General features: G+C 48.0%; 18 protein-coding genes. 16 read left to right on the forward strand and 2 right to left on the reverse strand.

Annotated elements, in window-relative coordinates; all coding sequences use genetic code 11:
- Nucleotides 1-6: 6 nt before the first annotated feature.
- The 5 genes from B1H56_RS03175 to holA are packed head-to-tail and all read left to right on the forward strand — an operon-like array spanning nt 7 to nt 5,964.
- Nucleotides 7-1,449 (forward strand): GerMN domain-containing protein, encoded by a 1,443-nt coding sequence (locus B1H56_RS03175; protein WP_066519108.1) that lies wholly within the window; start codon nt 7-9, stop codon nt 1,447-1,449.
- A gap of 15 nt (nt 1,450-1,464) precedes the next feature.
- Nucleotides 1,465-1,977: an ECF transporter S component gene (locus B1H56_RS03180; RefSeq protein WP_066519106.1), complete on the forward strand. Its 513-nt coding sequence runs from the start codon at nt 1,465-1,467 to the stop codon at nt 1,975-1,977.
- On the forward strand, nt 1,974-2,690 hold the full coding sequence (locus tag B1H56_RS03185; protein ID WP_066519104.1) for an MBL fold metallo-hydrolase: 717 nt from the start codon (nt 1,974-1,976) through the stop codon (nt 2,688-2,690). Before B1H56_RS03180 ends, B1H56_RS03185 begins: the two co-directional genes overlap by 4 nt.
- 43 nt (nt 2,691-2,733) lie before the next feature.
- Nucleotides 2,734-4,938, forward strand: a complete 2,205-nt coding sequence (locus tag B1H56_RS03190; RefSeq protein ID WP_066519102.1) for a ComEC/Rec2 family competence protein — start codon at nt 2,734-2,736, stop codon at nt 4,936-4,938.
- A gap of 9 nt (nt 4,939-4,947) precedes the next feature.
- On the forward strand, nt 4,948-5,964 hold the full coding sequence (gene holA / locus B1H56_RS03195; RefSeq protein ID WP_066519101.1) for a DNA polymerase III subunit delta: 1,017 nt from the start codon (nt 4,948-4,950) through the stop codon (nt 5,962-5,964).
- A gap of 48 nt (nt 5,965-6,012) precedes the next feature.
- Here holA and rpsT read toward each other — a convergent pair whose 3' ends face one another.
- On the reverse strand, nt 6,013-6,276 hold the full coding sequence (gene rpsT / locus B1H56_RS03200) for a 30S ribosomal protein S20 (RefSeq protein ID WP_066519326.1): 264 nt from the start codon (nt 6,274-6,276) through the stop codon (nt 6,013-6,015).
- A gap of 165 nt (nt 6,277-6,441) precedes the next feature.
- Between rpsT and murI the strand changes: the two genes are divergently transcribed.
- The 3 genes from murI (at nt 6,442) to B1H56_RS03215 (ending at nt 10,388) form a co-directional block, all read left to right on the forward strand.
- Complete coding sequence (murI, locus tag B1H56_RS03205; RefSeq protein WP_066519100.1) at nt 6,442-7,230, forward strand: glutamate racemase; 789 nt, start codon at nt 6,442-6,444, stop codon at nt 7,228-7,230.
- A 96-nt stretch (nt 7,231-7,326) separates the two neighbouring features.
- Complete coding sequence (locus B1H56_RS03210) at nt 7,327-9,567, forward strand: vitamin B12-dependent ribonucleotide reductase (protein ID WP_066519099.1); 2,241 nt, start codon at nt 7,327-7,329, stop codon at nt 9,565-9,567.
- Between the two features lie 161 nt (nt 9,568-9,728).
- Nucleotides 9,729-10,388 (forward strand): beta/alpha barrel domain-containing protein, encoded by a 660-nt coding sequence (locus B1H56_RS03215; RefSeq protein WP_066519098.1) that lies wholly within the window; start codon nt 9,729-9,731, stop codon nt 10,386-10,388.
- Between the two features lie 37 nt (nt 10,389-10,425).
- Here the strand turns inward: B1H56_RS03215 and B1H56_RS03220 are convergent, their stop codons facing one another.
- Nucleotides 10,426-10,713 carry a hypothetical protein gene (locus B1H56_RS03220; protein WP_066519096.1) on the reverse strand — a complete coding sequence of 96 codons (288 nt, stop codon included), beginning with the start codon at nt 10,711-10,713 and terminating at the stop codon, nt 10,426-10,428.
- A 187-nt stretch (nt 10,714-10,900) separates the two neighbouring features.
- Here B1H56_RS03220 and fusA point away from each other — a divergent pair, with 187 nt between their 5' ends.
- The 8 genes from fusA to atpF all read left to right on the forward strand — a co-directional run bounded on the left by fusA (nt 10,901) and on the right by atpF (nt 18,769).
- A complete protein-coding gene (gene fusA / locus B1H56_RS03225) occupies nt 10,901-12,976 on the forward strand; it encodes an elongation factor G (RefSeq protein WP_066519093.1) in 2,076 nt (691 codons plus the stop codon).
- A 138-nt stretch (nt 12,977-13,114) separates the two neighbouring features.
- Nucleotides 13,115-14,866, forward strand: a complete 1,752-nt coding sequence (gene pyk / locus B1H56_RS03230) for a pyruvate kinase (RefSeq protein ID WP_066519084.1) — start codon at nt 13,115-13,117, stop codon at nt 14,864-14,866.
- Between the two features lie 8 nt (nt 14,867-14,874).
- Complete coding sequence (locus tag B1H56_RS03235) at nt 14,875-15,783, forward strand: DUF2156 domain-containing protein (RefSeq protein ID WP_066519083.1); 909 nt, start codon at nt 14,875-14,877, stop codon at nt 15,781-15,783.
- The gene (locus tag B1H56_RS03240) at nt 15,780-16,832 is read left to right on the forward strand and encodes a GNAT family N-acetyltransferase (RefSeq protein WP_066519082.1); all 1,053 of its coding nucleotides are present in this window, start codon (nt 15,780-15,782) and stop codon (nt 16,830-16,832) included. The genes B1H56_RS03235 and B1H56_RS03240 overlap by 4 nt, the downstream gene beginning before the upstream one ends.
- Nucleotides 16,833-16,982: 150 nt before the next feature.
- A complete protein-coding gene (locus B1H56_RS03245) occupies nt 16,983-17,297 on the forward strand; it encodes a hypothetical protein (RefSeq protein ID WP_066519079.1) in 315 nt (104 codons plus the stop codon).
- Nucleotides 17,272-17,952 carry a F0F1 ATP synthase subunit A gene (locus tag B1H56_RS03250; RefSeq protein WP_066519075.1) on the forward strand — a complete coding sequence of 227 codons (681 nt, stop codon included), beginning with the start codon at nt 17,272-17,274 and terminating at the stop codon, nt 17,950-17,952. The genes B1H56_RS03245 and B1H56_RS03250 overlap by 26 nt, the downstream gene beginning before the upstream one ends.
- Before the next feature lie 64 nt (nt 17,953-18,016).
- On the forward strand, nt 18,017-18,241 hold the full coding sequence (atpE, locus tag B1H56_RS03255) for an ATP synthase F0 subunit C (RefSeq protein ID WP_046443207.1): 225 nt from the start codon (nt 18,017-18,019) through the stop codon (nt 18,239-18,241).
- 51 nt (nt 18,242-18,292) lie between these two features.
- Entirely contained in the window at nt 18,293-18,769 is a 477-nt protein-coding gene (gene atpF / locus B1H56_RS03260) for a F0F1 ATP synthase subunit B (protein ID WP_066519070.1), read from the forward strand.

Raw genomic sequence — 18,769 nt, forward strand, 5'->3', positions numbered from 1 at the left:
TGATATATGAAACGGTTATTGGCCATCCTACTTGCGGGAGCGCTGTTGCTTTCGGGCTGCTCCGTCGTGAGGGAGGATACGAACCAACAAAACAATTATGCGGAAGCAGATATGGTAATGCAGGAAGTCAATTTGGACCCCAGCATTATTATTAATCCTGCCCTTTATTTTTTGGATAAATCAAAATCGGAACTGACGCTTGCGGCGGAAACGCGAAAGCTGACGGTAGGACAGAACGAGCGTGCTGAAAAAAGGATTATTGAAGCGATTTTGGAAGGGCCGTCGACGGAAAATTACGGACCGGTTGCGAACGGATTTTCTTATGAAGGAATTGAAATACTCCCGAATTTGATTAATGTGTTTTTAAACACCGATTCCGAAAAAACGGACGAAGAGATTACGATTATGGAGCTCGCAGTGGTATCGACTCTCGTAGATTTCTCGGGCGTGTCCTATATCAATATTTTTGTTAACGGCGTTCAGTCGGGGTATGAAAGCCGGCCTATCGGCGTGCTGCAAAAACCGAAGGGGACTCTTCAGGAAGAACAGACGAAGATCGAGCAGCGGGCCCGCATGGAAAAGCCGTCTATGGACATCATGCTCTATTTTCTGGACCGGACAGAGCAGTTTTTAGTGCCGGAGGCAAGGAGCTTCCAGTTTGAAACGAATGACCCGGAAGAAATGGTCAGTGCTGTTGTACAAGCAATGATGCGCGGGCCGGAGAACACCTATCAGCATATGCCTGTGATCGATAAAACCATAGCCGAGCTGCTTGGGACGGAGATTGTCACCCTTGAAGATGGACAGGCCGTCGTACGCCTTAATTTTAACAAGGCGCCTGTGGCGATCACGCAGCAATTCAACGACGGGGAAAAAATCGCTGCTCTGGCGCTGGCAAAAACGATCATTGGGTTTATGCCGGATATAAACGGGATAGAAATATATGTGAACGGCAGTCCACAGGCGGAGCCGGTCGTCTATACTCAATCGATGAGCGACGAATTACTGGGGAACAATATTCTTCTATACTTTCCAAATTCCACATATACACTGTTTATGAGTGTGGAGCGCATGGTAGCGCAGGAAACGGCGGGTTATCCGGAAGAAATACTCGCAGAGCTGATGCGCGGCCCGGCGGGCTTGGATGATAAGGATGTGAGTCCCGCCTTTTTGTCGGGGATATCAATGGACGATGTCAACGACGTCTATCTTGCAGAGGATACGGCGGTGGTTGACTTTAAAGCCTCGATTTCCGATAAGTTGAAGGGGATCAGCAGGAAAGATGAATCGATGATGATTTATTCTATTGTCAATACGCTGACGAATATTGAGAATATCAAACGGGTCCAGTTCCTGCTTGACGGAGAGCGCGTGGAAAGCCTTGGAGGCGGAATCATCAATGTGGCCGATCCGCTGCTTAAAAATCCAGGAATCATCAAGGACGAATAATATGGAGAACGGATAATGGATGTAAAGACAAGACGACTCACGACAACGGCGGTTACGGCAGCGCTGGTTTACGTAGTGACCATATTGCTGGTAATTCAGATACCTGCTGTGAAAGGCGCCTATTTCAATCTTGGAGATGTGATTATTTATTGCTCCGCCTTTATTTTGGGAGGACCGTATGCGGCGGGGGCCGCTGCAATTGGAAGCGGCCTTGCCGACCTCACCGTTGGTTCCACGGTATATATTCCGGCGACAGTTATTATCAAAGCCTGCATGGCGCTCCTTGTCGGGTTTATCACGAAAAAAAGTAATGCCTTAAAGCAATATGCCGCGGCGTGCGTGGCTGCAGCACTGGTTATGGCATTCGGATATTTTGGTTATGAAATATTCTTAGTGGGTTTCGGAGGGGCGCTGCTTACCCTGATCCCAAACCTGATTCAGGCGGGATGCGGCGCGGTGCTTGCAATCGTACTCTATCACCCGATGGTGATGATGAGGACGAAATTGAATTTGAGGATGGCGGCATGAAACTTACGATACTCGGGAAATATGGTCCTTATCCCAGGCGGGGAGGCGCGACTACCTCTTATTTGATAGAATGCGGAGGGAAAAGGGTGCTGCTCGATGCGGGCAGCGGAAGCCTTTCCCGATTGCAGCAATTTTGTGCGCTCGACGATCTTGATCTTATTGTGTTGACCCATCTGCACTCCGACCACTGCAGCGATATGTTTGTTTTGCGGTATGCGCTGAAGGATAAGTTGCTTCCTGTTTTGCTTCCGCATACGCCGGAAAAGGAATATGGGATACTGCACGCCTGTCCATGTTTCGAGGCAATGGAGATTTCGGAGTCGCTGGACTTTACAATACCGGAAACAAACGTCAAGCTTTCGTTCTGCAGAACGATCCATCCTGTAGAATGTTACGCGGTTAAGTTTCGGGAAGGACAAGACAGCTTCGTATTTTCAGGCGATTCCCGGTATACCGACCATCTAACGGATTTTTGCAGCGGAGCGGTCACTTTTTTGTGCGACAGCGGCTTTTTATCTGCCGAGGAAAATACAGGAGCGCTTCCGCATATGTATGTTCGCGAGGCGGCCTTTACGGCCCGGAGGGCCGGCGTGGGGCGTTTGCTGCTTACGCATATCAATCCCTCTTATGAAGAGGAAATGCTTCTGAGCGAGGCGGCAGAAGTGTTCAGGCCGGTGGAAATAGTAGAGGAAATGAAACAATATCATATATAAAATAAATGTACCGCACTTGCGGTCCCGGTGATGGGGGGAAGAGATGAAGCGCGTCTTAAACTCAAGACCTGTCGCTTTTCTTGCATTCTTTTTGGTGCTCGGTATTGCCGCGGCTTACTATCTTGGATTACCCGAGATTTTTTCGCTGCCCGCGTGGATTTTATGCGGTCTTATTTTTGTAATCCTTTTTATCACTGGAAACAAACGTATGCTTATTGCATTGTATCTGCTTATATTTTTTCTGGGCGCGTTTTTATTCCAGATACAGTTTCATACGGATTTTCCGGAATTTGAAGTACAGGAGACCTGCCGGATAACAGGGTATGTTTCCGACCGCTCCAAAATGGATTCAGAGACGCATGTCTATCTCCTGACGAATGTAATGATTGGAGAGCGGGATTTTAATAAAAAAGTCATACTATATTCTCCCGAAATACTTCAATATGGAGAAACGGTGGCGACGGAAGGGGAAATAGTCCCGCCGTCGCCACCGCGCAACCCGGGAGATTTCGACGAAGAAATGTATCTGGCCGGAAAAGGGGCCGGGTTCAGCCTGTACCGGACGTCGGTAGAAACGGAGGGAAGCCGGCGGTCATGGTACCAATATCCGTTTTTGATTCGTGAAAAACTGGCAGAAAAGATAGATCAAATTCTTTCAGAAAAAAGCGCGCCTATCGCTAAGGCAATGTTTCTGGGAATCAAAGACGAAATCCCGCAGGAGATCAGAGACGGCTTTTCAAAAACAGGGATTGCACATATTCTTGCGATTTCCGGCCTTCACGTTGCAATCCTCTCCTATGCGTTCAATTTTTTGCTCAAAAAGCTAAAGGCGGAGCGGAAACTGCGGTTTGCTGTCAATATCATCCTACTTCTGCTTTATGCTGCGCTGACGGGGTTTGCGCCTTCTATCCTGCGGGCGGTTCTGATGACGATATTTGTTATTATAGGGAGATGGAAATTCGCAAAGCGGGATACGCTCGTATTCCTGTCGGCAGCCCTCATAGTCACATTGCTCGGCAATACCGCCCAGCTTTTTTCGCCGGGGCTTTTAATGTCCTATGGCGTTGTATTCGGCATTTTGTGCTTAAACCCTCCGCTTACGCGGGCGTTCCGGAAGATTCATCTGGATAAAGCAAAACTTGATGTGCCGCTGGCCACTTCCTGCTCGGCGACAGCATCGGTTTTTCCCATGACCGCGTATTTTTTTAATAATATCGCGCTTGCCGCTCCGCTGGCAAATTTTTTTGCTATCCCGCTGGCTGGCGTTATTGTGCTGTTTACGGGTATTGGAACTGTCTTTGCGCTCGCTGCCCCGCAATTAGGCCGTATACTCGCCTTACCGGCAGAACTCTCCATCCGGGGCCTTACCTGGCTCAACGAGCAAATTGCCCGGAGCTCTTTGGGGTTTATAGAAATAAATGGATTCCCGGTCTGGGCCTGCATTGCCATTATGGCGGTTATCTTCCTATGTTCGGACTATATGCTGATTAAGCGGAAGACCCGAGTACTGGCTGTTGGAGCCCTTGCCGGAGCAGTTTTGTTTGCGGGAATTACAGCCGTACCGTCTGTGCCGGTACGTGCAGTCATACTGGACGTAGGAACAGGGGATGCAATTCATATTTCTGCAGAGGGGAAAGACTACCTGATCGATAACGGCGGTAATCTTCAATACTCCAATATCAGCGACTATGCTGAGAAAAACAGGATTGTATTTGAGGGGGTTATCGTGACGAACGACCGGACCAAAAATTTGAAACAGCTGGCGGCGACCAATCGTATCGGGGCCCTTTATGTTCCCGGAAATTACCAAGCCAAAGAATATGATGCACAATATCCCGTGAAAGAATATGCATTGTATGATAAAATACAGATGAGCGACAATGTCCTCCTTGAAAATGTGGGAAGTGACGGCAAATATCAGTCGCTGGTTTTATACTATCGGGGACAGCCGGTATGCCTGTTCGCACAGACTATGCCGGAAGATATGGATTTTGCGGAAAAAGTGCCCGTTTTCAAACCCGCGGGCGGAGGCAAAGAGGGCGCGGTAACAAATGCGCTGCTTGTGCAGCTTCAGCCGCAATATGCAGTGATCTCCGTAAAGGAAAAGAACAGGAAAGAGCTGCCAAGTCCGGCGGGCATAGAACTGCTTCGGGCAAACGGCGTCAAGCTGTTTACTACTGCGGCGGACGGAGCGGTGACGATTCTGGTAAACGGGCAGGGAAACCTTCAAATACAGACGGAAAAGTGAGCGTGTTTCATGAAAGCACAGGAAGTATTAAAACAGATCAAAACAGGTGCGGTTAAGAACTTCATTGTATTGAGCGGCGAAGACGACGCACAGGTCCGGCAGGCATTCCATGCTACTCTGTCAGCCTTGGATATACAGATGCCCGAATTGAATCTTTCGGTTTTCGAGGACCGCCCGGAGCCTTTAGCGGTGGTGCGTTCTCTTGAGACGCTGCCGTTTATGGGAGAACGCAGGGTCGTTGTCATTAAAAATACGGATATTCTTTCGTCCGCTGCTTCGGGGGAACTCAGCGCTCCGTTTGAAAAGGCCAATCTGCCGGCGCAAAATGTTCTGCTTATTGTACAACGTGGAAAGGCGGATAAACGAAAAGCATTCGTAAAATATGTTATGAAAAACGGAATGTTTGTTGAATGCAATGTGATGAAGGATAACGAGCTTACCGCCTATATTGTGCAAGCGGCCAAGCGCAAGAACCTTTTGATTTCCGCAAGGAATGCGCAAGCTCTTGCCGCGCTTTCAGACGGGGATATGGGCGTTATCAAAAGCGAGCTCGAAAAGCTTTCCTCCGTTTGCCGCGGGGATATTACTGCGGATGATATTGAAAAGTATGCCGTGAAGTCCATGCAGTATAATGTATACAAGATTCACGACCTGATGGTGGGCGGACACGCACGGGAGGCATATGCGCTTATTGAACGTATGCTTGCGGAAGACAGTAACCCGATTGGTTTCCTTACGCTCCTTGCCAATAATTTCCGCCAGATGCTGGTTGCGCGGGCATGCCGGGATGCGCGTTTTCCAGAGCAAAAAATTATTTCGCATATCATGCAGGCGACAGGGGCGTGGGAATTTGCCGCCCGCAGGGCACTCGCCCAATGCAAACAGTTTACGGCACGGCAGATCAGGCGCGCGCTTGAAAAGCTCGCCCAAATGGATTTTGATGCAAAACAGGGGATTATCAGCCTGAAGACAGACCTGTACCCGCTGCTTGTGGATATCTATATGAATGCAAACAAAAAAGGCTGAGGGTGAATCAGCCTTCTGTATTTTATCTTTAATGGGGGAGGCAAAAAATTATTCAGCTTTGCTGTTTAACTTTTTTGCCAGCTGTGCTTTGGTACGATTTGCTTTATTCTTATGGATCGTACCTTTTAAAGCAGCCTTATCTACCGCGCTGACAGCGTCTTTATAGAGATCGCTTGCATTTGCTTCATTTCCAGCGACCGCAGCTTCAAATTTCTTCAGATCCGTCTTAAGTGCGGACTTAATCATTTTGTTCTGCAAAGTCTTTTTGGCAATTACCTTTACGCGCTTTTTTGCTGATTTAATGTTAGGCATCGTTTCACCCCCCGTAATATTTTGATCCAGCAAATGGTATTCTATCACATTATAAGCCCCTTTGCAAGATGTTTTTAGCAGAATTACCGTAAATGGGGCCCCTTTACTCCGTTCACGTCTTGTTATATAATAAAAAACGTTGACAAGAAGAAATCAGGTTGGAATATGCAGACAAAAGAACTGCCGATCGGCGTTTTCGATTCGGGCGCAGGCGGAGTGAGCGTGCTTGCTCAGGCAAAGATATGCCTGCCGCATGAAAATTTCATTTATTATGGAGACAGCGCAAACGCGCCTTACGGTACGAGGTCGGAAAATGAAATCCGAGACCTTACGCTTGCCTGTGGAGATTTTTTGTGCGGGAAGGGCGTAAAAATGATCGTGATTGCCTGCAACACTGCAACGAGCATCACGGTACAGGCGATGCGTGAAAAATATAATATTCCAATTATCAGCATCGAGCCAGCGGTGAAACCAGCAGTAGAAAAGCACCCGCAGGATCAAATCGCCGTTTTGGCGACACCAGCGACGCTTCACCAGAAGCGGTATTGGCACCTTCTTGATAAACTGAACGCGGCTGGCCAGGTAGTTAATATTGAATGCGACAGTCTTGCGGAGCTTGTCGAGCAGGGCAACCTTTCCGATCCGCATATTAAAGCCTATTTGTATGAAAGGTTCCTGCCGTACAGGGGGCGGAATTTTGGTGGTATTGTAGTAGGATGTACGCACTATTCGTTTGTAAGTGCGCAAATCCGCGACGTGGCGAAGAAAATTTGCGGCGGATCATGTGAAATATTTGACGGGATGTATGGTACGGCAAGGCATGTGGCGAATGTACTCGCTTCGGAAGGCCTCTTGAGCGATTCGACAGAAGAAGGCGCTGTTGCTTTTTTTTCATCCGGAGAAGAGCATAATGTCGGCATTTTTAAGCGGTTTCTCCGATTTTTTTTGAAATAAAAGAAAAAAGGGCTGGTAATTCAATTCCTCCTGGTGTACTATATGTAGTGTTGAAATCATGCGATTCGCACTAAATATATTGCACAGGGGGATTTTCTGATGTTGAGCAAAAATGCGGTAACAGTGTTGGAAAGACGTTACCTAAAGAAAGACGCGGCTGGGCAGCCGACCGAAAAACCGGATGATCTTTTCAAGCGTGTGGCACAAGCCATCGCAGAAGCGGATAAAGAATTCAATATCGATGCGGACGTGAAGGCGACGCAGGATGTGTTTTACGATATGATGTCCCGATTGAAATTCATGCCGAATTCTCCAACGCTAATGAATGCGGGGCGGCCGCTCGGGCAGCTTTCCGCATGCTTTGTTCTCCCTGTATCGGACAGCATGGAAGACATTTTCGATGCTCTGAAAAATGCGGCGCTGATTCATAAAAGCGGCGGCGGAACAGGCTTTTCCTTTTCGCGTTTGCGGCCGGCCGGCGCTGCGGTGAACTCCACAGGCGGCGTTGCCAGCGGGCCAATTAGCTTCATGAAGGTTTTCAACGCGGCGACTGAGGCTGTAAAGCAGGGAGGAACCCGCCGCGGAGCCAATATGGGCATTTTGCGTATCGATCATCCTGATATCATGGATTTTATTCAGTGCAAAAAAAATACGGCAGAGATCACAAATTTTAACATCAGCGTAGGAATTACGGAAGAGTTTATGAAAGCCGTTCACGAAAAACGGGAATATGCGTTGGTCGACCCGCATGATAAAAAAGAATGCGGACGGCTTTACGCACCTGCGGTGTTTGACCTGATCGTAAAAATGGCATGGACCAATGGGGAGCCGGGCATTGTGTTTCTGGACCGTATCAATCGCGATAACCCTGTGCCTTCCCTCGGGGAGGTGGAAAGCACGAACCCCTGTGGCGAACAACCACTGCTGCCTTTTGAAAGTTGTAATCTTGGCTCTATTAATCTCGATGCAATGCTCATCAGAAAAGGCGGCGGATACGAATTGGATTATGAGGAATTCGAGCGGACGATTCGGCACGCGGTCCATTTTCTTGACAATGTTATCACCGTAAATAATTATCCGCTTGATGAAATCCGGGAAATGACTCTTTCTACCCGCAAGATCGGGCTTGGACTGATGGGGTTTGCGGATATTTTGTATAAGCTGAAGATCCCTTATAATTCCGACGAGGCGATTGAACTGGCGGAAAAAGTGATGAAATTTCTGCGGGATACCGCGCGGGACGCCTCCAACGAGCTTGCAAAGGAACGGGGAACATTCCCGACTTATTCGGAGAGTGTATTTAAATCAAAGGGGATCGTCCAGAGAAACGCCACTGTTACGACTATTGCCCCTACGGGTACGATTTCGATCATTTGCGGAGCGTCTTCGGGGATTGAACCGATCTTCGGCCTTTCCTATATTCGTAACGTTATGGATAACGATGAACTTCTTGAGATACATCCTTACTTCGAGGAAGTTATGAAGGAGAGAGGACTCTACAGTAAAGAGCTGATGTCCCGGATTGCGCAGGAAGGCACGATCGCTCATATTGAAGAAATACCGCAGGATATTCGCGATATCTTTGTAACTGCGCATGATATTACACCGGAATATCATGTCCGTATGCAGGCGGCTTTCCAAAAATATACGGACAATGCGGTTTCCAAGACCGTGAATTTCCCGCGCGAGGCGACGCAGGACGATGTGCGGACAGTCTATGAATTGGCGTACGAGCTTGGGCTCAAGGGCGTCACGATTTATCGCGATGGCTCCCGCGACGCGCAGGTCCTGAATATTGGCAAGGTAAATAAAACGGAGGAAGCACAGGCCTCTGCCGTCACAATGGAAAAGGATGCAGGCAGGGTCGCCCCGAGGATGCGGCCGGAGATCACGCAAGGGGTTACCCAAAAAGTCAAGATTGGTTGCGGGAATCTCTATATTACGGTGAATTATGATGAAAACGGCATTTGTGAAGTGTTTACGAATTTGGGGCGCGCGGGTGGATGTCCGTCGCAGTCCGAAGCAACGAGCCGCCTGATCTCGACGGCGCTGCGTTCCGGCATGGATGTAGAATCCATTGTTGAGCAGCTGCGCGGAATCCGCTGCCATTCCACACTCCGTAAGGGCGGGGACGTGAAGGTGCTGTCCTGCCCGGACGCAATCGGCCGGGTTCTGCAGACGGTGGCACAAATGCAGAGCGAAAAAATTGCCCCGCTCGTCATGCAGGACGAGCCCGAGGTACCGGATGATTCCAAATGTCCGGAATGCGGAAAGCCGCTGGCGTTTGAAGGCGGATGCAATATCTGCCGTTCCTGCGGTTATTCCAAATGCGGATAACCGAGCGGATTAACAAAAGCAGGCGGAAAATAAACGGTATTTCCGCCTGCTTTTGTATGCGGAAACAATTTGTGCTCCAAATTATTCAGTTTATAGTTGATTTTTCGTGGTAGATGTATGATACTTAGTAAGAGAATCTGACCTGTGAAAAGAGGTTTTTTATGCCTGCCAAGGAATTTGAAAGCAAGCTGCGCTATTTGATTATTTCCGTACCCGATGTAATTCGGTCGGCACCGGGAATTAAAATATTCGGACGTACTCTTCGGTCGTTCCTATTTACGACGGATATTGCTCTTATTCGGAATACCGATGCGGATGCGGTTATGGCAGTCTATCCGTTCACGCCGCAGCCCTCCATCAATCAGGCGATCATGACGACGGCAGATGTACCCGTGATGTGCAGCGTCGGAGGCGGAGAACTGAAGGATGAACGGGCGGTGCATCTGGCGCTGGAAACCGAATTCCGTGGAGCGGTGGGAGCCGTGCTGAGCCCGGAAATCGACAACGACATCGTTGCGAAGATTAAGAAGCGCGTCGACATCCCTGTCGTGGTGACAGTAGTATCGGAAAAAGAAGACATTGAGCGAAGAATTGAAAGCGGCGCGGATATCCTCAATGTGTCGGGTGCGGACAATACCTGCCGCATCATTGAACGGATACGCAATAAATATCCGTATATTCCGATTATCGCCACAGGAGGCCCCACGGATGACAGTATCCGGGAAACGATTGACTGCGGCGCGGACGCGATTACCTACACGCCCCCGACCAATGCGGAATTGTTCAAGAAGACCATGCAGCTTTTCCGGGAAAATTTGTAAATAAAAAAATCCGGCCGTCGGCCGGATTTTTTACTGCTCAGTTAAACATTCTGCCTGTAAGGGCGCCTACGAGAATGAACAAGCCAAGTCCGATAATCAGGCCGATCAGCCAAAACTTAGTGAATAGAGTCAGCCGCATATCGAGCGTACGTTCAATTTTGCGCTGCCCAAATATGATAACGGCGAATATAATGACGAATAAATATTGCAGCAGAATATTATCGGATTCGCTGCCGAAATAAATTGCCAGCCAGATACCGATCCCGGCGGCGATGCCTAAAAATATTTGCCAAAAATTCAACTGTTTTTCCGTAAGCTTTTTCATAGAATACCCCTCAATTTCAAGTGCTTTTCCTATTATTACATAGAATGCCTTTAAATTCCATATTAAATTGAAAAATTTATTTATTTTTTAGCAGGAATCTGTTACACTGAATATATCTTCATTTCAAATATGGAATTTAAGTTTAAGAGGCTTCACATAAATAAATATCATTAGGGAGGCTTATTACATGAAAGTATATCATCCACAAGACATTTTTAACATTGCGGTTGTCGGGCACGGCGGAGAAGGGAAGACGACGCTCGTCGAGGCAATGCTTTATGATTCCGGCGCAACAGAGCGCATGGGCCGCGTGGAAGATGGAAATACCGTGACGGACTATGACGGCGAAGAAATTAAACGGCAAATATCAATCGGGCTTGCGCTGGCACCCGTTGAGTGGAAGAATAAAAAGATCAATCTGATCGACGCTCCCGGATACTTTGACTTTGAAGGAGAAGCGGTCGCGGCATATGAGCTTTGCGACAGCGCCCTCATTGTACTGAGCGCAAACGGAACAGTTCCGGTCGGCGCTCAGAAGGCTTATGATTATTGTTCCAGGCATGCAATCCCGCGTGCATTTCTCGTTAATCAGGTAGATAAAGAACATGCCGACTACGTAAAAACCGTAGCTGCGCTGGGGACGAAGTACACCTCTTCAATCACAGCGGTTCAAATGCCGATTATGAAGGACGGCAAGTTTGAGGGGATCGTTGACATCATCGGCATGAAAGCATATCTGTTTGACGGGCAGAATGTGAAAGAAGCGGATATTCCGGCGGAATGTTCCGCAGACGCGGAGGGCCTGCGGGAGGCACTGGTAGAAAATGCTGCCGGCAACGATGAAGAGCTGATGGAAAAGTTTTTCGACGGACAGGAGCTTTCCACCGATGATATATTGAAAGGACTGCGTGCGGGAATCCTCCAGGGAAACATCGCGCCCGTGTTTGTCAGTGCAGCGGCGCCGAATGCCGGAGTGCGGGAACTGATGGACGAGATTATTGCCCTTATGCCGAATGCGGCGGAAATGCCGGGCACTGAGGCGCTCGACGCTTCCGGTAATTCTGTAACGCTCAAAATCGATACTTCCGCTCCTTTCACGGCGCATGTATTGAAGACCATTGCAGACCCGTTTGTGGGGAAATTGTCCATTATAAAAATTGTACAGGGCACTTTGAAATCGGATATGTCTATTACAAACGCCAATACGGGCAAACCGGAAAAGTGTTCGGGCCTTGGCATTATGCGGGGCAAAAAGCTAATTAATATAGGCGAACTTGAGGCGGGGGATATTGGCGCGGTTGCCAAGCTGCAGCATACGGCGACTGGTGATACGCTGTGCTCTACTTCGTGCGTTGTGAAATTCCCTCCGCTTGCTTTCCCGGAACCGTGCATTTGTCTTGCGGTCGGCGCGAAGAAGAAAGGGGAGGAAGAGAAAGTGTTCTCAGGCCTGCACCGTTTAGAGGACGAGGATCCGACTTTTAAACTTGTAAAGGATACGGAAACGGGTGATATGCTGGCTAACGGCATGGGAGAGATGCACCTTGAGGTTATTAACAACAAACTGAAAAGCAAATTTAATGTGGAAGGCGAACTGCACGATCCGCGGATTCCGTATCGTGAGGCGATTAAAAAAGCTGTTAAGGCACAGGGGAAGCATAAGAAGCAGTCGGGCGGTCATGGGCAGTATGGTGATGTATGGATTGAGTTCTCTCCGGTGCCGGACGGACTCGCAGACTTTATATTTGAAGATAAGATTGTTGGCGGCGTTGTACCGAGACAATATATACCGGCGGTAGAAAAGGGCCTGAAGGAGAGCATACAGAAAGGCGTATTGGCGGGCTACCCTGTAGTAGGACTGAAATGTACGCTCTATGATGGTTCCTACCATACGGTTGACTCTTCTGAAATGGCATTTAAAGTGGCTGCAAACCTTGCGTTTAAGAAGGGTATTGCGGAGGCGAATCCTATCTTGCTCGAACCGATCATGAAGGTTGTTGTTACGATTCCGGACGAGTATATGGGAGATATCATTGGCGATCTCAACCGCCGGCGCGGCAGGATTCTTGGGATGAATCCGGAGGGCGGTCTGCAGGAAGTAACGGCCGAGGTGCCGCTGAGCGAATTGTTTAAATATGCGACGGATCTGCGGTCTATGACACAGGCGCGCGGGACATTTAAGCAGACGTTTGAGCGGTACGAAGAGGTTCCTGCACAGATGGCGGGAAAAATCATTGAACAAGCAAAAAAAGATATGGAAGAATAACACAAAAACTGGTAAGATAAAGGCTGCGGGAGCGCAGCCTTTATTTTTTAGCTGAGCGCGGGCATAAGACTTTTTAGCAGTTCTATGTTAGAATGGGATTGTTACCATAAATTTTTAAATCGTACGGGAGAATGACACATGAGAAAGACAAAAATTATTTGCACACTGGGACCTTCCAGTGAAGATGAAAATACGATCAGACGCATGGTGGAAGCCGGCATGGATGTGGCGCGTCTTAATTTTTCGCATGGCGATCATAAAACTCAGCTGGAACGCATCCGGAAAATTAAAAAAATAAGCAAAGATACGGGAAAACATATTTCCTGCCTCTTAGATACCAAGGGGCCGGAAATCAGGATCGGAACCTTTAAAACAGGCCGTATTGAACTGCACGAAGGCGATACGTTTACCCTTACGACGCGCGAGGTGGAAGGCGACGAGACCTGCGTTTCAGAAACGTTTAAGAACCTGCCGCAGGACCTTGCCCAGGGAGCGATCATCTTGATCGATGATGGCCTGATTGAGATGCAGGTAATGTGTATCACCGATACGGAGATCACATGCAAGGTGTTGAACGGAGGAATGCTTTCCGACCGAAAGGGCGTAAATGTGCCGGGATTCTCCGTATCTCTGCCTTATATCAGTGAAAAAGACCGTGCGGATATTGTTTTTGGCATTGAGAATGATGTTGACTTTATCGCAGCAAGCTTCACCCGCAGCGAACAGGATATCCTTGACATCAAACATATTCTCGATGAATATAAGTGCAAGAGTATAAAAATTATCGCTAAAATTGAAAATGCGGAAGGCGTAAAAAACATCGATGATATCCTGCGCGTATCAGACGGGATTATGGTTGCCCGCGGTGATATGGGTGTGGAAATACCGCTCGAAGAAGTGCCGGTATTGCAAAAACGGTTGATCCGCAAAGCGTATGGGGCTGGTAAAATTGTCATTACGGCGACCCAGATGCTGGAGAGTATGATGCATAATCCGCGGCCGACGCGTGCGGAAACGACGGATATCGCCAACGCGATCTACGACGGGACGAGCGCAATTATGCTGTCGGGTGAGACGGCTGCCGGGAAATACCCGGTCGAGTGCGTAAAGACAATGGCCCGCATCGCGCTGCGCACGGAAAAAGACATCAACTATGAAATGCGGTTTAAGAAAAACGATATGGCGCAGATATCGGATGTAACAAACGCCATTTCACACGCAGCCTGTACGACTGCGTATGACCTTGGCGCGTCTGCCATTATCGCCGTGACAAAGACGGGGAGATCTGTACGCATGGTTTCAAAATACCGGCCCTCCATTCCGATTATTGGATGTTCGCCAGAGGAGCAGGTATGCCGCCAGCTCAATATGTCCTGGGGCGTAACTCCTATGAAGGTGGAACAGAAGCTGAATACGGACGAGTTGTTTGAGATGGTCGTGAATTATGGAAAAAAAGCGGGCCTGCTTGAAAACGGAGACCTCGTGGTAATTATGGCCGGGGTGCCGCTTGGTATCGCAGGGACTACGAACCTTTTGAAGGTTCATATCGTGGGCGACGTATTGGTCAAAGGAACGGGCATCAACGGACTGTGCGCCTCCGGGAATCTTTGCGTCGCGCGGACGGAAAAGGAGGCGCGGCAAACCTTTAAACGTGGCGACATTCTGGCGGTTCCCACAACCTCCAATAATATTTTGGATTTAATGAAACAATCCGCGGGTATAATAACAGAAGAGGATGGGCCGGATACACATGCCGCGATTGTGGGTATGGCTCTTGATATCCCCGTATTGGTAGGCGCGGTGAGCGCGACCCAGATTCTTAAGACGGGAACGCATATCAAACTGGATGCGGAACGCGGACTCGTCTGCAATGAAAATCGTGAGGACTGATAATATCTATGCTTAATTTTAAACCGTTAGAGTTGGAAGATAAACCGATCTTCGATAGTTTTGTATTGCCTCAGCAATTCCGGCATTCCGAAGCTTCCTTTTCCAATATGTATACATGGCAGGAGGCGTGGGATATCCAGATGGCAGTGGAGGGAAATGGCCTGTATATTTGGATGTATAGTGATGTATATAAACCCTTTATGCTGCCTCCCTACCTTAAAGACCCAAATGAGCCGATTGAGCCTTATATGCGGAAGTGTGAGGAATACATGGCAGACAAGGGAGGGGTCTTCTATATTAAGTGCGCAACACCGCGCATGGTGGAGAAGATCAAAAACGATTGCGGCGACCGTTATGGTTTTGTCTATGATGAGTATAATTCGGAATATGTGTATCACGCCAAGGATCTGATCGATCTTTCCGGCAAAAAATATCATTCCAAGAGAAATCATATCAATGCGTTCCTCCGCACTTATCAGAGTGAGTTCGATCTTTATGATGATAAATATAGGGACGAATGCTTAAAGCTTCAGGAGGATTGGGCACTGGATAAAGACGCAGACCCAAGGGAGGCGGAAGAAGAGCTTCTTTCCATTACAAAAGCGCTCGATCATTGGCGGGAGCTCAACTTCAAGGGTTGTGTGATTAAGATTGCGGGCGAGGTCGTCGCGTTTTCATTCGGGGAGCAGATTAGCGAAGATACGGCAATTATCCACATTGAAAAGGCGCGTTCAGATTATAATGGATTGTTTACCTACGTCAATAATGCCTTTGTAAAGAACGTATGGTCCCATTGCACATACATCAATCGCGCGGAAGACATGGGAGTCCCGGGAATCCGCAAGGCAAAACAGTCTTATCATCCGGTATTTATGCTGGAAAAATACGATGTGATTTTGAGTGGTGAAACGACATGAGTATCAGGCCGCTTTCAAGAACAGACGAAGCAAGGGCGAAAAAGATATGGAAGATTTGTTTTGGGGATTCGGATGCTTTTATTGAAGAATATTTTAATGGAATTGTACGCTATGAGAACACACTCGGTTATTATGAAGGGCGTGAACTCATAGCGGATCTTTTTATGTTGAAGTTTCAGGCAAAGATTGCGGGCGCTGACTTTGAAACGAAATTTCTGGCGGGCTGTGCGACGATGCCCGAAGCGAGAAAGCGCGGTTTAATGCGTGAGCTGGTACGGAATGCAATGTTGGATATGAGGAGGCACGGGCTTGCCGTTACATACCTGCATCCGTTCCTTCACGATTTTTACCGCCGGTTCGGCTATGAAACGGTCGCATACGTAAAAAAAGGACGTATAATACCGCGTCCCGGGCTTGAAAACGGAAGGACTTTGATCTGTTCACGAATGGACCAAATCCCGGTGCACGGCATGGAGGCTGCCTATTGCAGTTATATTGAACATTACGACAATGCTTTTCACCGTACAGGCGGACGCTTCTCACAATGGTTGCGCCTTCTCTTGGCAGATGGCGGATATGCGGCCGTAAGCGAAACGGAGGAGATTGCTTCCTATGCTCTTTACTATATGGAAGATGGGACCGCAGATGTATTTGAACTGGTATGCCCGGAAGAAAAAGACAGCGGCCCTTTGCTGAACTCTATCCCCGCCAGGACCGTGAACTACATTATTCCTTCAGTAAATGATGGGGATTCGGAGGAATTTACTATGATGAGGATATTGAATCCGGTTTCGCTGCTCGAAAAAGTCCCGGTTTGCAAAGAGCGGTTTATTCTTGAAATAGAGGATGATTTTTTGGGAGAACATTATAATCTGAAAATAGAAAAAACGGTTGGGGGAGAAAACAAAGTAGAAGAAACGGATGGGAAAGCCGATCTTTCACTCTCAATCGGCGGATTAGCCCGAGCGGCAGCGGGAGCTTTTCCGGCTGGCGATAAGTGTGGAGAGTATTTTCCAAGACAGACGGCGTGTTTTTTTGAAACCTATTGAATATCGCGAGTATTCGTGGGGAAGCGTGCGTATCACGCGAATAATAGAAGCAAACACCGTTTTCAGCTGGAATTTGCGGTTGCATTCTGCAAGGAATAGGACTACACTAGGATTTAGAATTTTTTTTAAAAATGTGAGCAGGTAGATAATATGTGGGGAATCTTCATCGGATTTGGCCTTGGGACCTTCGAGGTATTTCTGCTAAAGAAATTGATAGGGATGATGACTTCCGAACGAAGAAATACTGCCGTTGCGGTTCCTGTCACGATTGTCAAGCTCGTGCTGATCCTTGTAGTGCTGTGGCTGATGGCAAGGTTCGTTTCATTGACAGCTATGGTCTGGTGCGCGGCAGGAGCTGCGGCCGCCATGATCGGGATTCCGGTTGTTACAAGCATTTTGACAATTAAAAAGTATAAGCAGAGTGGAGGTGAGCAAAATAATGGATATACCAAGCGTATTCCCTGACAAGGTGACGGTTTTTGGCGGATGGACGGTATCGACAACGCTGATTGCGGCCTTTGGTACAACGCTGGCCATTATTGTATTTGGGCTCATTTTTCGTTTTGTTATTTTGAAAAATTTCAAACGGGTGCCCAAGGGTCTGCAAAACGTAATGGAACTTATGGTGGAGGGTGTGAATAAATTTTCCACATCCATTATGGGCGCGGGCAAGAAGGCCAGCTCTATTGCGCCGTATATTATGACTATTTTTGGTTTTATTATCTGCAGCGGACTTCTGGAATTTATGGGAATCCGTTCTCCCGCTACGGATTTAGACTGCACTATCGGACTCGCATTGATTACGTTCGTACTTATTATTGCTTATTCGATCCGCTTTCGCGGTGTGAAAGGGTGGCTCAAGACCTATGCGGAGCCAAAGGCGTTTATGGTTCCCATCAATGTACTTTCATCGGTAGCGGTTCCGATTTCGCTTGCGTGCCGGCTGTTTGGCAACATGTTCAGCGGACTTGTGGTTATGGATATGCTCTATGGAGCGATGGGGTATTTTGCAGTCGGCGTACCTGCGCTTGCTTCTATTTATTTCATTTTATTCCACCTTGGCATGCAGTCGTATGTGTTCTCAATGCTGACGATGTCGTTCATCGAGGAAAAAGCATAAATGTGTTTGAGCGGCGTGCCGCTTGTATATTTTAATGAATAATGGAGGTAATTAAGTTATGGATATGGGTTTAATTGCAATCGGCGCAGGCTTGGCCGTTTTTACAGGCATGGGTGCAGGCATTGGTATGGGCATTGCTACAAGCAAAGCGTGCGAGGCTGTGGCAAGGCAGCCTGAGGCGACCGGGAAAATTAACCAGGTGCTTCTGATCGGTCTTGCGCTTGCGGAATCTACGGCGATCTACGGTTTTGTTATTTCTATTATCATGATCTTCACAATGGGAAAATAAGAACGTAGGGGCGCACACGGGGTGCGCAAATAAGCACAGGGGAAATTTGAGATGGAAATTAATTTTCTGGAAATCATACTCTATATTGTCAACATTATTATTCTGTTTTTCTTTTTGCGGTGGCTGCTTTATAAGCCGATTACGCGCTTTTTGAGCAACCGGACAAACGAAATTCAAAAGCAGATCGATGAAGCGGCGCAGAAGTATTCCGATGCGGAACAACTGAAGGCGAAGTATGATGAAATGATGGAAAACGCGCAGGATCTTGCAACGGAGCTTATTAACAAGAGCAAGTCCGTTGCGGATGAACAAGCGCGGCAAATTGTTGCCGAAGCGGAAGAAAGTGCGGATGAGATTCGCACGCGTACGGAAAAGCATATTGAATCGCAGAAGCAGCAGGCGGTGCTCGAAATGCGCCAGGAAGTGACGCGCATGGCGATTCAGATCGCGGAAAAGGTGCTGCAGCGTGAAGTATCTTACGAAGATAACAAGAATGTCATCAACGAATTTTTTGAGAAGGTGAGTTAA

Origin of the sequence: Christensenella minuta (genome assembly GCF_003628755.1) — a bacterium.
In the GTDB taxonomy this organism is placed as follows: Bacteria; Bacillota; Clostridia; order Christensenellales; family Christensenellaceae; genus Christensenella; species Christensenella minuta.